Raw genomic sequence first — 13,396 nt, forward strand, 5'->3', positions numbered from 1 at the left:
CAGCCCTTGTCGTTCACCTGTCCACATTTGATCAAAATAATTCGGACAATGCATCATCCGATCGAATTATATGATGCCTCCACAAGCGCAATTGTGTCCGTTGATCAGCAATCGCGCACGCGCGGCGCGCTTAGTGCTTTGAGGTGATGCAGGCGCAGGCGCGAGGTGCAATAGTCCTGCCATCAATGCGAATGTCGGCGATGGCTTGAGCGCCCGGGCTTGAACACCCGCGCTTGACGACCAGGACTTGACGACGACATGCGAGGCGAACGGGGAGTGCAAGCATGAATGAGCTGCAGCAGATCACTGAGGCTTTCAAGGCTGCGCAAGAACGCGGCGAGGCCGTCGCGCTCGCCAGCGTGGTCGCGGTGAGTGGCTCGGCCTATCGTCGGCCGGGGGCACGCATGCTGATCTCGGACACGGGTGTGCGCGTGGGCACGGTCAGTGGCGGCTGCCTCGAACGCGACGTGATGCGTCATGCCGGGCGCAGCATCAGCAGTGCAAAAACCGTGCTGCGCCTCTACGACTCGCTCGACGAGGACTTGTCCGAAGGCTTCGCCCTGGGGTGCAACGGCGCCGTGCTGGTGATGATCGAGCCCGCCGATGCGAAGGTCGAGCATCACATGCAGTTCCAGGCCGACTGTCTGCGGCAGCGTCGCCGTGGTGTCATCGCCACCGTCCATGGAGTGCCCGGTACCGACGCCAATGCCGACTGCGCCCCACCGTCCAGCGTCGAGCTCGGTGCACGCGTGTCGCTGATCGAAGGCGGTACGCTGCGCGTCACGGGCATCGCCCCGGGGGCGCTGCGCGAGGCGCTGTGCGCCGCCGTGGCCGACGCCCTGGTGCAGGGTCGCGGCGGCAGCTGGTCGCGTACGACCGAGACCGGCACCGTCTCGGTGTTGATCGAGCTCCTCACTCCGCCACTGCGGGTGATGGTGTTCGGCGCGGGCCAGGACGTCGAGCCGCTGGTGAGCTTCGGGCACAGCCTGGGTTGGAGCATGCAGGTGGTGGCCAACAACGGTGGCTTCGGCACGCGCGCGCGCTTTCCCCGTGCCGACGTCGTGCATCTGGGCTCACCCGCGGACGCGGTGGCCACGCTCAAACCCGATGGCGACACCGTGGTGCTGTTGATGAGCCACAACTTTCCGCTCGACGTCGCCGCCCTGTGCGCGCTCGCGCCGCTGCAACCGCGCTACATCGGGCTGCTCGGACCACGCCACCGCGCGCAGCGCCTGCTCGACGAGGTGAGCGCACGCGGGGTGAGCGTCGACGACGCCTTGCGCGCGCGCATCCATGGCCCGGTCGGGCTCGACATCGGCGCAGAGACGCCGGCCGAAGTCGCGCTCTCCATCGTCGCCGAGATCAATGCCGTCCTGCGTCAGCGCGCGGGCGGTTGCGCACGCCTGCGCGAAGGGCCGCTGCATCTGGCTGCAGGCCCCGACCGCCATCTGCGCGCCAGCCATACGCCAGCGCAAGATGTGGTGTGCGGCCTGAGCGCCCACGCCTGAAAAAACAGGGTTGGCGCCGCGCACCTCAGGCGTAGCGCCCACCCTTGAACATGCTGCCGCCCCAGGCCCCGCATGCAGGGCTTGGGGTTTCAATCTCCGGGCTTCAATCCCCGAGTGTCAGTCCATCAGTGCGATGACTTCGTCGCCGAAACGGCGCACGGCATCGAGCTGGGAAGCGAGGTCCTGGGGGTCCACCTTGGAACTCCACGGCACCAGACCGGCATGGGTGAGGCCGATGTCACGCAAGCGGCGGAAATCATCGAGCGTGCGGGCACTGAAGTCGATGCCGTGGATTTCGTAGTCCTCACGATCCAGCGTACCGAAGTCGGCGCGGAAGGCGTTGAGCTGTTCGATCAGGGCCTTCAGCGTCTCGAAATCGGTGTTTGCCGACGCCCAGCCGTCACCCACGCGCGCGGCGCGACGCAAGGCCGGCTTGCTGTGGCCACCGACCAGGATGGGCACAGGTTCGCTCGGCACCGGCTGCATGCGCAGCGGGCCAAAATCGAAGTGCTTGCCATGAAACTCGAAGAACTCCCCGCTCAGGGCGCCGCGCACGATCTCGATGCACTCGTCCATGATCTCGCCACGCTTGTCGAAATCAACGCCGTTGTAGATGAAGTCTTCCTTCCACGGGCTCAGGCCTGCGCCCAGGCTGATGCGCCCGCCCGACATCACCGCGACCGAGCTCAGCGCCTTGGCCAGAATCAAGGGCTGGCGCACCGGCACCTTGAGCACACCGGGGTAAAAGCGCAGCCGGGTGGTCACCGCCGCCATTGACGCCATGGCGACGAAGGGCTCGATGAATTCGGATTGCTCGAGATAGCCCCGAATGGCGTCGGTATCGGCATACGGATAGTCCGACTCGGTCGCACGCGGGAAGAACAGGCTGTCGGGCATGGACAGGCTGTCCCAGCCGCAGCGCTCTGCCTCGCGCGCCAGGTTCATGTAATTGGTGTAGTGGGTAAAGCCGAGCTGAAGTACGAACTTCATGAGTGTGCTCCCGGTTGCAGGACTGGAATCAGCGCGGCGGGGGTGCACATGCGCGCTGTTGGGGTAAGAGGGTTTCAGGCGCTGGCGGCACGTTCAGCGGCAAGGGCGGCGGCGCGGTCGGCGGCGCCAAAGAAGGCGAGCAGCTCGGTCGCCACGCCGTGCGCGCAATCGTGTTGCACATTGTGGCCGGAAGCGGGCAGTTCGGCGACGCGCAAATCGGCAAAGCATGCCAGGCGGCGCAGATAATTCGCATCGTCCGCGCCGAACTGTTCTCGCACATGGCCTTGGTCGGCAATCAGCAACAGGGTCGGCGCACGCACGCGCCGCCAGTTGGCCATCCACTCATCGACGCTGTAGAGCAGCGGCGAAGGCAATCGGTGCCAGGGATCGCAGGCCATCACCACCCCGCCGCCGGCAAATTCGAGGGTGAGCTCACGCGCCAGGAAGAGCGCACGTTCGGCATCGAGGCGGGGGTTGGCCTTGCGCAAGCGCTCGGCAAAGGCGGCGGCGTCACGATAAGGTTTGGGCTGCGGCGGGTGAGCACAGGCATCGAGCCAGCACCGTAGCTGGGCCGATGCATCAGCCGTAGGTGATGCGAGGCCAAGGAAGTCGAGTAGCGCGAGGCGGGCAATACGCTCGGGGCGTGCCGCCGCGTAATTCAACGCGATGTTCGCCCCCATGCTGTGTGCAGCCACCCACACCGGCGCATCGCCAGCGTAGTGCGTGAGCACAGCCTCGAGATCGGCGTAGTAGTCGGCAAACGCGTAAGCTCGCCCCAGCCACTCACTCTGTCCGTAGCCGCGCCAGTCCGGCGCGATGACGTGGAACGCGTCACCCAGCGCATCGACGACGAACTGGAAGGTGATCGAGCTATCCATCCAGCCGTGCAGCATGAACAGTTTGGGCGCATCAGCCGGCCCCCAGTGACGCACGTTGTACTCGAGCTCGCGCACACGGATGCGCTCGCAACGTGAAGGGCTAAAGTTCGTTGAAGAGGCAGGTTTCATGGGAACCGATGCTAGCGTCGAAATCCGATCCAGCCCTCATCCATGTGAGTGATGTGGTTCTCATTCATGTGAGTGATGCGCCCCAGGACTCACCCTGTTAACGTTAGTCAAGCAGTCAAACCAGGACAAGGGGAGCCGAAGATGGCCCTGGATATCAAGGAAAGTTTCGAAGTAGGTGCACCCATCGACGCAGTGTGGGCGTTCCTCAACGACCCGCAGAACGTCGTCGCCTGCATGCCGGGCGCAAGCCTCAACGAGATCGTCGACGACAAGCAGTTCATCGGTTCGGTGAAGCTCAAGATCGGCGCGGTCAGCGCCCAATATCAGGGCACGATCACCTACACCGAGCGCGACACCAGCAACTACATCGTCAAGATGCTGGCCGCGGGCAACGAGCGCGGCGGCGGCACCGTCAGCGGCACCATCGTCACTCAGCTCGAGTCCCTGGCGGGCGGCAGCGCGACTCGCGTGGTGTGCGAATCGAGCATAGACCTCACCGGCAAGATCATCCAGGTCGGGCGCGGCATGATCGAGGGTGTTTCGGCGCAGATCATCAAGAAGTACGTCGGCAACGTGCGCAAGCTGCTGGAAGCGCCGGCCGCGCAGGCCACCGCAGATGCTGCGCTTGCGGCTGAAGCCAGCGCCAACGGCACAAGCACCGACGCCGGCACGACCAGCGCCCCACCGCCGCGCCCGCCCATGCCGGAGAAGGAAGACTCCATCAATGTTCTCGCCGTCGTCTTCAAGGTCATTTCCGATCGCATCAAGGCCTTCTTTCGCCGCCTCTTCGGACGTGCCTGAACAACAGCCAGGGGCCCTGCCCTGCACGCAGGCAGGATCACGCAGATGAACCCCGACACTCAGCCCGCCCGCACCGAGGCGCTGACCCAGGATAGCCTGGCCGGACATGCCCTAGAATCAGCCTATTCGAGCCTGCGCTCGCCCTTCGATGCGCAGCCCTACCTGCTCATCGATCTCGATGCCGGCACCACCTGCGCGCCTGCGCAGCTGAGACTGCTGGCGCGCTGGCTCGAAGCCCAGGCCTGTCCGGTGATCGGCATCGGCAGCCGGACAAGAGGCATAGGCGAGGCCTGCGACCTCGTCCTCAGTGACGACGCTGGTCTGGGCGGCGTGATCGACAACATCGTGCGCGCGCCCCTTGCCGCGATGACCCTGGTGCAGGTGCTGCGCGCGACCACGCGCATGGCACTGGCGCGCGCGCTGAGCGTCGAGTCGCTGGCCTACTCGACGCTGCAGGCGGGTCCGGAGTTTCAACGCTGGTCCGCCGCCAACCCCCCTGCCCCCGAGAGCATCGCCAGCGACGACGGCCCCGCCGTGCTCATCGAACGCAGCGAGGACAGGCTGCAATTGCGCCTGAACCGCCCATCCAGCCGCAACGCCATGAGCGTCGAGATGCGTGATGCGCTGGTCGAGGCCTTCGAGCTCGCGGCGATGGACAACAGCATCGCCCACGTCGATGTGAGCGCGCTGGGGGCCTGCTTTTCAGCCGGCGGGGCACTGCAGGAGTTCGGCACCGCGGGCGATGCCGCCAGCTCACACGCGGTGCGCAGCCTGCGCCTGCCCGCCGCCACCTTGCTGCGCTGCGAGGCGATCGTTAACGTGCACGTGCACGGCGCCTGCATCGGCTCGGGCATCGAATTGCCAGCCTTCGCCGACCGCCTCACGGCCAGCCCGGCAAGCTTCTTTCAGCTCCCCGAGATCCGCTTCGGCCTCATCCCCGGCGCCGGCGGCTGCATCAGCATCCCGCGCCGGATCGGCCGCCAGCGCACCGCCTATCTGGCCCTGTCGGCACGCCGCATCAACGCCGCCACCGCACTCGATTGGGGCCTGGTCGACGAGATCGTGACCACGGCCGACTGAGCCAGCGCTCAGAGCCAGCTCTTTTTCCCCGCTTGCGTTTGAACCCAGCGCGCTTGAAGCAGACGCACCCCGCCGCACTAGGCCGCGTGCAGCACCCGGCCACGGCCCAGGGTGAGGCGTACGCGCACCGCAGCGAGATCCTCGAGCACGGCGTCCCATGAGCGGTCGAGCACACACAGGTCGGCCGTCGCACCCACCTGCAGCTGACGGCATTCGCCCCCCGGGTCTTGCGCGCTGGAGCCATACAGACGCAGCAAGGCCGCCGTCGCATCGAGACACTCACCGGCGCCCAGCCTGCGTCCGCCCCGAGTCAGGCGCTGCTGCGCGGCCGCCATCGAGCGCCATGGATCGGCGTCGCCATAGGGCGCATCCGAGCCGGCGCCGAGCGCCACCCCGGCACTGACGAAGCTGCGCGCCCGATAAAGCCCCGCAAGCTCGTCTGTGGCCAGCGCCGACAGGTAGGCGTCACCGCGTTCGAAGACAAAATGAGGCTGGGTGACGACGGCCAGCCCGGCATCGCGCACCAGGGCCACGGCCTCGGGCGTGCTCAGTGCGGCATGTTCCAGGCGGTCTCCCGCACGCACACCCGCGGCCTGCAAGGCCCCCAGCGCAAACATCAGCTCGGCCAGCGTCACGCAGTGCACCGCCACCGGTCGACCCGTCCGATGGCTATGCACGATGCGCGCGCAAGTCGCATCAAAGTCGGGCAGATCGGACTCGCGCAGGTGGATCTTGGTCGCGCCCACCGCGAGCCCGGGTTGACGCCATGCGGGGTCGAGCGCCGCGCTGCCCATCATCAGCACCTCCTGGCGCAGCGCGCCGCGCGCCGCTTCGGCGGCGAAATGAAGAAATTCGTCGCGCGCGTTGCTCGGGCTGGCGTCAGTGACGCCGGTAATGCCAAAGCCCGCCAGCCGCCGGCTGACCTCGTCCAGCGCCGGCATGCGCCCGCCCAGGCGCTCACGCAGCCAGGCGTCGCCGGCGTAAAGCCGGCCGCTGGCCACGCCCGCATGACGCTCGAACGGGTCATCACCCGTCACCCCGTCCCGAACGCCCAGCTGTCGCAGCCCGGCAGAATTGAAGATCCACAATTGCCCGCTGCGGTGCTGGATGCGCAGCGGGCGCTCGGGCACGGCGCAGTCTAGCCAGGCACGGTCGATATCGCCTGCAACCGATTCATGGTAGCCGACACCACGCATCCAGCCAGTGCCTGCGCCATGCCTGGCGAGGGTGTTGAAAAGCGCTGCCGCATCGCTGAGCTGAGGCGGGCCACAGGGCACGGATTCGAGCGCCGCGGCATACGCCAGCAGATGGATGTGGTGATCGTGCAGGCCGGGCAGCACCGCAGCAGCGGCGGCATCGAAGACCTCCTCGCCCGCGCGTGGGCGCAGGCCGGGCGCCAGCTCGACGATGCGCTCGCCCTCGACGCGCAGCGCCACGCAGGCCTGGCCGGCGTACAGGCGTGCGTTGATGATCAGCATGCCAGCAGCGCGTCGAGCGCGGCATTGTCCGCACCCTGCGGCCGCGCCGGCGGCGCAGCAGGGGGGAGCTGGGGCCGGCAATCGCCCAGCCCTGCGTGCACGGCCTGCGCGTGCCAGCGCTGGGCACGCGCACGCAGCGCCACGTCGAGTTCGGAGTGTTCTTCGCTACCGTGTCCGGCGCTCAGTGCGGGGCGTTCCCAGCTCGCGCAGTGGGCAACGACATCGCGCATCGCCAGCGCCACCACACAGCCACCTCCGGCCAGGTGGGTGCTCCAGGCCGCGAGCGCGGCATGCAGGCCGGTGAGCGGATCCGCGATGGCGTCACCGCAAAAAGCATAGTCACCGCCGCTGCGCGCGAGCAGCGCCGACAGACCACCGGCCACACCGGCATCGTCGCCGAAAGCCACCCAGTTGGCCGCGGGCTCATCGCGGCCGTAACCGGTGATGCTGATCCAGCTCAGGCCGGGCTGTGTGCCGACAAGTTCGTCGGCGTCGATGCCGAGCTGGCGCAGCGCGCGCGGGCGCGAGGCGTCGATGACGATGTCCGCCCAGCGGATCAGCCGGCGCAGGCGCTCAATGCCCGCCGCGCTGGCAAAGTCCACCGCAACGCAGTGCTTGCCCGCATTGAGCACATTGAAGAAGGCCGCATTGCCGGCGCGTGCGCCATCGGCGCGGCGAGTGCTCTCGACCTTGATCACCTGCGCGCCAAGCTGATGCAGGAGCTGCCCGCACAAGGGACCGGCCCACAGGGAAGACAGATCAAGCACGCGTGGCGCCCGTGCCGCGCGCGCAGCATTTGCGCGCACGCCGTGGCGACGAATGCGACACCAGGGTGGCGAAAAATGAGTAAAGCCGGGTTCGGGAAAGTCCGCTGCGGCAACCGGCAGGCCGATCAGGCGCGCGCGCTCAAGCACGGCATCCACCGACTGGCCTTGCAGCGCCTCGGCAAGGCTGTCCCAGTCGCTCACTGCGCGCCCTTCTAGCCAGGCCGGCAGCAGCGTCCAGTCCTCGCTGCGCGCCAGGTTCACCGCCAGCATGCCGTCGGCGGCGGGCAGCAGACGACAGCTGCCGCCTGCCGCTACCCGCCCCTGGCGGCGCAGGCCAAGCAGTGCCGCGCGTTGCGCAAGCACATCCGCGCCCCGCCGCCAGGGCGGGGGCAAGCGCACGCCGTAGGCTTCGATCGCCTGCAGCACGCCATTGGCACACGCCGCCAGCGGTGCCGGCAGCATGCGTCCCGGCGCATGCGCAGCGCCGGTCAGCCACATCAAGCCGCTGCCCGCCCAGGCGATGGCCGGGTGCGTGTCTTCAGGTCCGTCCTCGACCTTCACCCCTGCGCCCAGCGCCGACAGCAGCGCCGCCGCATAGCGGCTGGCACTGCCCTCCCCGGCAAGCACCAGACGGCGCCCGTTTACAAGACTGCACCCCCGCAGGGGCGCGTCGCCAAAGGTGGACGGCGCCACACTGACGCTCGCGGCGGGTGCTGCCTTGTTCACGGCGGCGGGCACCCGGCTGCGCGGAGCAAGTGCCCCAGCTCCGCAGAGAAGGGTGCCCACGCCCGCGCCATGTCGAATCAGAGCGCGGCCGACAGCTCGTCGCGCAACACGCGGCGCAGGATCTTGCCCATCTCGTTATAGGGCAGCTGCTCGCGGAAGCTGATCACCGCCGGCACGCGTGAGGAACGCAGGCGCTCGCGCACCCAGGTCTGCAGCTCGGCGCGCAGCGCGGCCTCGTCGATCTTCACCCCCGGCTGGGTCACCACCGCGGCGCCCACGCACTCACCCCATTCTTCGTCGGGGAGGGCCACCACCGCGACATCGACCACCGCCGGGTGCTGGCGCAGCACGTCCTCGATCTCGCCCGGGGAGATGTTCTCGCCACCGCGAACGATGACATCGTCGGCACGACCGTCGAGGTAGAGGAAGCCGTATTTGTCCTGGTAACCGCGGTCACGGGTGGGGAACCAGCCGTTTGCGTCCAGCAGGCTGCCGATGCCCAGGTATTCACCCGCCACCTGGCCTCCGCGCACGTAGACATCGCCCACGGCATCGACGGGCAGGGGCTTGCCGTCCTCGTCGCGGATCTCGATCTCCACCGCGTCGATCGGACGGCCCACCGAATGCAGGCGCTTGCGCACCTCGGGGTCGGTGCTGTTGAAGCCTTCACGGTGACCCTCGGGGTCGAGCAGCGCGATCGTGGAGCTGGTTTCGGTGAGGCCGTAGGCGTTGGTGAAGTCCACCGCAGGCCACAGCTGCATCGCCCGCTCGATCACCGGCGCCGGCATCTTGCCGCCGCCATAGGCCAGCGCGCGCAGCGCCGGCAGGCTGGCATCAGCACCCGACGCATCGATGTACTCGATCACGCGTGACAACATCGTCGGCACCACGAAGGCGTTGCTCACCTTCTCGCGCTGGCAGGTCTCGAGCCAGCTCTGGCCATCGAAGTTGGGCAGCTGGACCATGCGCCGGCAGGCGTAGGTCGAGCTCAGCACCGCGGAGATACCGGCAATGTGGTAGGGCGGCACGGCGACGAGGACGGCATCGTGCTCGTCGGCAGCGCCGAACTCCACCGTGCCGAGGATGTAGCTCATCAGGTTTTCATGGCGCAACACGGCGGCCTTGGGCGCACCGGTGGTGCCGCTGGTGAACAGCTGCACCGCCACCGTGCTGGGCTCAGCCTGCACGGCCTCCGGGTCGGCACCCACGCCATCGAGCGCATCCTGCAGGAACTGATCGCGATCCACCACCGTGAACCCGGCCGGCACCTCCACGCCTTCGAGCAGCTGCGGGTCGGCGATGAGCCAGGCCGGGGCGATGCGCTCGAGCAGGGCCTGGATTTCGGGCTTGGTGAGACGGTAGTTCATGGGCACATAGGACAGCCCGGCGCAGGCCGCCGCATACAGCGCAACCGGTGCCGCCAGACTGTTGATGTCGAGCAGCCCGACGTGGCGGCAGCCGCTGGCGCGAATCTGCGCGCCAGCGTGTCGCGCCGCCCTGAGCATCTCGGCGTAGCTGATCGAGCGCTCGCCACAGGCCGCGGCGATGCGATCAGGATGGCATTCCGCTGCCATCTCAAGCGTCATCAGAACATTCATGAGATCAATCCGATGAAGGCAATGCCTTGGCCTGCTTGACGACCAGCAGCACGCCATCGATCGCCAGGCTGCCCTTGCCGCCCTTGGTGCACAGGAACTCGAAGCGCTCATCGGCATCGGTGTAGCGCTTGCCCACCAGGGTGCCTTGCGCGAAGGCCTCGTGCGCCGCCGCGCCTGCCGGCTTTTCGCTGGCCAGCGCCAGCATGACCGCGCCGCCGCATTCCAGGCTCACATCATCCGCGGTGGCACGCACCACCATCACCTCGGTGTCGCACACCGCACTCTTCAGTCGCGATCCCGCCTTCAATGTCGTCATTTCTGCATCCTCGAATGGTCAAGCGTTAATTGGAACTGCTGCGGCAACCAACGCGCAGAGGCTTCGTCGGCGGCACCCATGAGCGAATTCTGGTCGATGCAAGTCCATGGTTTCAACGGCTATCGCGGCACTGACCTGAATTGCGCTCGAATAGGCCGGATCAGACCTTTGCCATCCTCCCGGGGCAGCGCGTTTTTTTTTATCTTGACCTCGGAGCCTTGCGTCGCTGAGGGTCGGCATGCGCTCCGGATGCGTACCCGCGCGCCGTCACAGCCCCTCTCATAGCCACCGTTGCCACTCCCGGAAACGAGACAAGACATGACGAATCAGACACTTCCTCCGCTCTCCAGCCTGCGCGTGATCGAGAGCTCCATCCTCGGCCCCGCAGCGATCACCACCGCCCTGGGTGACCTGGGTGCCGACATCATCAAGGTTGAAGCGCCCTCTGGCGACTACATCCGCGAAATGACCTGGCCGATCATCGAGGGCGTCTCCTTGATGCACTACCACCTCAACCGCGGCAAGAAGAGCATCACCCTCGACCTCAAGAATGAGGCGGCGCGCGAGATCTACCGCGAACTGGTGCGCGGCGCCGACGTCGTCATCGAGGCTTCGAAGCCGGGCGCCCTGGCGCGCTATGGCCTGGGCTACGAGGACCTGCGCAAGATCAACCCGAAGATCGTGTTCTGCACCGTTTCGGGCTACGGCATGACCGGCCCCTACAAGGACATGCCCTCACACGGCATCGCCTATGACACCTGGTGCGGCGTGGTCAAGCCGGCCTACGACGACGAAGGCTTCTGCTACATCCCCGAGCACGTGGGCATCGGTATCAACGCCGCGCCGCTGTTCGGCGGGCTGGCGGTGCTGGCCGGCGTCATCCGCGCCCGTGAAACCGGCGAGGGCTGCTTCATGGAGCTGGCACAGAGCGACGCGGCCGCGGCATTCGACTGGTACCGCAGCGAGAGCCACATGGCCTATGCACGCCCGGAAGACGTCGTCACCGGCAACAAGGCGGACGGCTACGTGCGCCGCCCCGTGGCCACCGCCGGCATGAAGGAAGGCGTGCGTTACCAGCTCTACGACAGCGCTGACGGCCACGTGCTGTTCATGGCCTCGGAGCAGGCGTTCTGGAAGAACTTCTGCGCGGGCCTCGACCGCATCGACCTGTTCGACAAGTGGCCGGGGTCGAAATATGCCGACCACGCGCGCGGCAACCGCGAGCTGCAGGCCATCCTGCGCGACATCTTCCGCTCGCGCAAGACACAGGAATGGATAGACTTCGGCGTCAAGTTCAACACCCCGATCGCGCCGGTCAATACGCCAGCCAACATCGTGGACGACCCCCAGTTCAAGGACCGCTTCAAGGTCTTGCCGCATGACAAGCACGGCGCCGACATGCTCGGCTTTCCGGTCAAGTTCATCGGCGAGCCCGAGGCCGATCCAAGCCGTGCGCCGACCGTGGGAGAGCACACCGATGCGGTGCTGGAGCAGGTCCTTGGCTACGACGCGGCCCGCATCGCCGCGGTGCGCGCACAGGGTGCGCTGGGCTGAACCTGAGCGCCGCCTGCGGTGTTCGGCAGGCAATGAAACACGAGCGGCCGGATCGGATACTGCGCGGCAGCAGCGCATCCGATCCGGCCACCTAAAATCGAAGACGTAATGGCGGCGGGCTCCTGGCCCTCATGCCGAACCGAAGAACCCAGACGCCGGAGGCATCGACCCATGAACAGTCCCCTTCACACCCCGCTCTGCGACAAGCTCGGCATCGAGTATCCGGTCGTGGCCTTCACCCACTGCAAGGACGTCGCCGTCGCGGTGATCAACTCCGGCGGCTTTGCCGTGCTCGGCGAAGCCCTGCACACGCCCGACGAGATCGCCGCCGACATCAAGTGGATCCGCGAGCGCATCGGCGGCAAGCCCTTCGGCATCGACCTCGTCCTGCCCTCATCCGTGCCGGCCGAGAAGAGCGTGGCCGAACTGCTGGCGATGATCCCGCAGGAACAGCGCGACTTCGAGCAGCACATCAAGCAAAAGTACAACGTGCCTGACCCCAAGATCGCCCCCAACATCCACGTCTGGGGCGGGCTGGACCAGAAACGTGCGATGGACCAACTCGAGGTGGTCTTCGACGAGCGCGTGCCGGTGTTCGCCTCCGGTCTGGGCTCACCCGCCTTTCTTCTGAAGCGCGCACATGAACTCGGCATCCAGGTCTGGGGCTTGGTGGGCAAACCGCGTCAGGCCAAGCGCCAGATCGAGGCCGGCACCGATGTCATCATCGCCCAGGGCTTCGATGCGGCGGGCCATACCGGCAACATCGGCACTTTCTCCATCGTCCCGCAGGTGGTCGATGCCGCGCGCGGCACGGGTGTGCCGGTGATCGCAGCCGGGGGCGTGACCACCGGTCGCCATCTGGCCGCTGCCCTCGCCCTGGGCGCCGATGGCGTATGGACCGGCTCGCTGTGGCTGACCTCGCGCGAATCCGACCTCAACATGCCGCTCAAGGAGCGCCTGCTCGAGGCCGAAACCGAAGACACGATGTATTCCGATTGCATTTCCGGCTACACCATGCGCACCACGCGCAGCCCGTGGCACGACGAGTGGATGAGCGATGCCGCACCCGAAGTGCTCAAGCCGCCACTGCAGATGATCCTGTCGTCCAACTACATCCAAGGTTCGCTGGACTATCAGCGCAAGGACCTGATGACCGAAGCCGCCGGCCAGGGCATTCACTACATCAAGGAAATGAAGCCGGCACGTCAGATCCTGTCCGACATTGTCGAGGAGGCACTCGATGTCTTCGACCGCTTCGCTGGGTGACGCGCCTTTGGGTCAAGCCCCCTTTCGCAGCGGCTTCGACGCCGCCCTCACCGGGCTCGAAGCCGAATGCGACGGCGGCGGGCCGCTCGAGGGCACGCACTTTGCCGGGCGACAGTATTTCACCGGCCGGCTGACCGGACACTACCGTGACTTTGGCCCCTACCCGTGGCGCTGGTATCTGCTGGATTCGCTCACCCGCAAACCCGACGGATTCACCCACGACTCGGTGTGGTGCGATGGCGAAAGCCTGTACCCCGTGTCCGACCCGGCCAAGTCGATCGAACAATATTGCAAAACGGAGTAAG

At 66.9% G+C, this 13,396-nt stretch carries 12 protein-coding genes; 6 read left to right on the forward strand and 6 right to left on the reverse strand.

The annotated features are described in order from the left end of the window. The first annotated feature begins 284 nt into the window (after nucleotides 1-284). The gene (locus M622_RS28185; RefSeq protein ID WP_021248972.1) at nucleotides 285-1,508 is read left to right on the forward strand and encodes an XdhC family protein; all 1,224 of its coding nucleotides are present in this window, start codon (nucleotides 285-287) and stop codon (nucleotides 1,506-1,508) included. Between the two features lie 117 nt (nucleotides 1,509-1,625). Here M622_RS28185 and M622_RS28190 read toward each other — a convergent pair whose 3' ends face one another. Continuing rightward, a complete protein-coding gene (locus tag M622_RS28190) occupies nucleotides 1,626-2,498 on the reverse strand; it encodes a TIGR03619 family F420-dependent LLM class oxidoreductase (RefSeq protein ID WP_021248973.1) in 873 nt (290 codons plus the stop codon). Nucleotides 2,499-2,572: 74 nt separating this feature from the next. After that, entirely contained in the window at nucleotides 2,573-3,505 is a 933-nt protein-coding gene (locus tag M622_RS28195) for an alpha/beta fold hydrolase (protein WP_052028695.1), read from the reverse strand. A 141-nt stretch (nucleotides 3,506-3,646) separates the two neighbouring features. Between M622_RS28195 and M622_RS0120135 the strand changes: the two genes are divergently transcribed. Together M622_RS0120135 and M622_RS28200 are read left to right on the forward strand one after the other, a co-directional pair. Further along, nucleotides 3,647-4,306 (forward strand): SRPBCC family protein, encoded by a 660-nt coding sequence (locus M622_RS0120135; RefSeq protein ID WP_021248975.1) that lies wholly within the window; start codon nucleotides 3,647-3,649, stop codon nucleotides 4,304-4,306. 45 nt (nucleotides 4,307-4,351) lie between these two features. Continuing rightward, nucleotides 4,352-5,386 carry an enoyl-CoA hydratase/isomerase family protein gene (locus M622_RS28200; protein ID WP_021248976.1) on the forward strand — a complete coding sequence of 345 codons (1,035 nt, stop codon included), beginning with the start codon at nucleotides 4,352-4,354 and terminating at the stop codon, nucleotides 5,384-5,386. A 77-nt stretch (nucleotides 5,387-5,463) separates the two neighbouring features. Here the strand turns inward: M622_RS28200 and M622_RS28205 are convergent, their stop codons facing one another. From M622_RS28205 to M622_RS28220, 4 genes are all read right to left on the reverse strand, one after another. Continuing rightward, nucleotides 5,464-6,864, reverse strand: coding sequence for an amidohydrolase family protein (locus M622_RS28205; RefSeq protein ID WP_021248977.1), 1,401 nt, complete (start codon nucleotides 6,862-6,864; stop codon nucleotides 5,464-5,466). Continuing rightward, nucleotides 6,858-8,357, reverse strand: coding sequence for a CoA transferase (locus M622_RS28210; RefSeq protein WP_217995304.1), 1,500 nt, complete (start codon nucleotides 8,355-8,357; stop codon nucleotides 6,858-6,860). The genes M622_RS28205 and M622_RS28210 overlap by 7 nt, the downstream gene beginning before the upstream one ends. 77 nt (nucleotides 8,358-8,434) lie before the next feature. After that, nucleotides 8,435-9,955 carry a class I adenylate-forming enzyme family protein gene (locus tag M622_RS28215; RefSeq protein WP_031346674.1) on the reverse strand — a complete coding sequence of 507 codons (1,521 nt, stop codon included), beginning with the start codon at nucleotides 9,953-9,955 and terminating at the stop codon, nucleotides 8,435-8,437. A 4-nt stretch (nucleotides 9,956-9,959) separates the two neighbouring features. After that, nucleotides 9,960-10,271 carry a hypothetical protein gene (locus M622_RS28220; RefSeq protein ID WP_031346676.1) on the reverse strand — a complete coding sequence of 104 codons (312 nt, stop codon included), beginning with the start codon at nucleotides 10,269-10,271 and terminating at the stop codon, nucleotides 9,960-9,962. Between the two features lie 318 nt (nucleotides 10,272-10,589). Here M622_RS28220 and M622_RS28225 point away from each other — a divergent pair, with 318 nt between their 5' ends. From M622_RS28225 to M622_RS28235, 3 genes are all read left to right on the forward strand, one after another. After that, entirely contained in the window at nucleotides 10,590-11,825 is a 1,236-nt protein-coding gene (locus M622_RS28225; protein WP_021248981.1) for a CaiB/BaiF CoA transferase family protein, read from the forward strand. Nucleotides 11,826-11,996: 171 nt separating this feature from the next. Further along, entirely contained in the window at nucleotides 11,997-13,091 is a 1,095-nt protein-coding gene (locus M622_RS28230; RefSeq protein ID WP_021248982.1) for a nitronate monooxygenase, read from the forward strand. Further along, nucleotides 13,066-13,395: a hypothetical protein gene (locus tag M622_RS28235; protein WP_021248983.1), complete on the forward strand. Its 330-nt coding sequence runs from the start codon at nucleotides 13,066-13,068 to the stop codon at nucleotides 13,393-13,395. The genes M622_RS28230 and M622_RS28235 overlap by 26 nt, the downstream gene beginning before the upstream one ends. The last annotated feature ends 1 nt before the right edge of the window (nucleotide 13,396 follow it).

Source organism: Thauera terpenica 58Eu (assembly GCF_000443165.1).
GTDB classification, from domain to species: domain Bacteria; phylum Pseudomonadota; class Gammaproteobacteria; order Burkholderiales; family Rhodocyclaceae; genus Thauera; species Thauera terpenica.

What these genes read in the sequence shown, in the direction of transcription:
- M622_RS28215 (WP_031346674.1), bottom strand. Translation starts at nt 9,955, where the DNA reads ATGAATGTTCTGATGACGCTTGAGATGGCAGCGGAATGCCATCCTGAT.
- M622_RS28205 (WP_021248977.1), bottom strand. Translation starts at nt 6,864, where the DNA reads ATGCTGATCATCAACGCACGCCTGTACGCCGGCCAGGCCTGCGTGGCG.
- M622_RS28190 (WP_021248973.1), bottom strand. Translation starts at nt 2,498, where the DNA reads ATGAAGTTCGTACTTCAGCTCGGCTTTACCCACTACACCAATTACATG.
- M622_RS28225 (WP_021248981.1), top strand. Translation starts at nt 10,590, where the DNA reads ATGACGAATCAGACACTTCCTCCGCTCTCCAGCCTGCGCGTGATCGAG.
- M622_RS28230 (WP_021248982.1), top strand. Translation starts at nt 11,997, where the DNA reads ATGAACAGTCCCCTTCACACCCCGCTCTGCGACAAGCTCGGCATCGAG.
- M622_RS28185 (WP_021248972.1), top strand. Translation starts at nt 285, where the DNA reads ATGAATGAGCTGCAGCAGATCACTGAGGCTTTCAAGGCTGCGCAAGAA.
- M622_RS28235 (WP_021248983.1), top strand. Translation starts at nt 13,066, where the DNA reads ATGTCTTCGACCGCTTCGCTGGGTGACGCGCCTTTGGGTCAAGCCCCC.
- M622_RS28200 (WP_021248976.1), top strand. Translation starts at nt 4,352, where the DNA reads ATGAACCCCGACACTCAGCCCGCCCGCACCGAGGCGCTGACCCAGGAT.
- M622_RS28195 (WP_052028695.1), bottom strand. Translation starts at nt 3,505, where the DNA reads ATGAAACCTGCCTCTTCAACGAACTTTAGCCCTTCACGTTGCGAGCGC.
- M622_RS0120135 (WP_021248975.1), top strand. Translation starts at nt 3,647, where the DNA reads ATGGCCCTGGATATCAAGGAAAGTTTCGAAGTAGGTGCACCCATCGAC.
- M622_RS28220 (WP_031346676.1), bottom strand. Translation starts at nt 10,271, where the DNA reads ATGACGACATTGAAGGCGGGATCGCGACTGAAGAGTGCGGTGTGCGAC.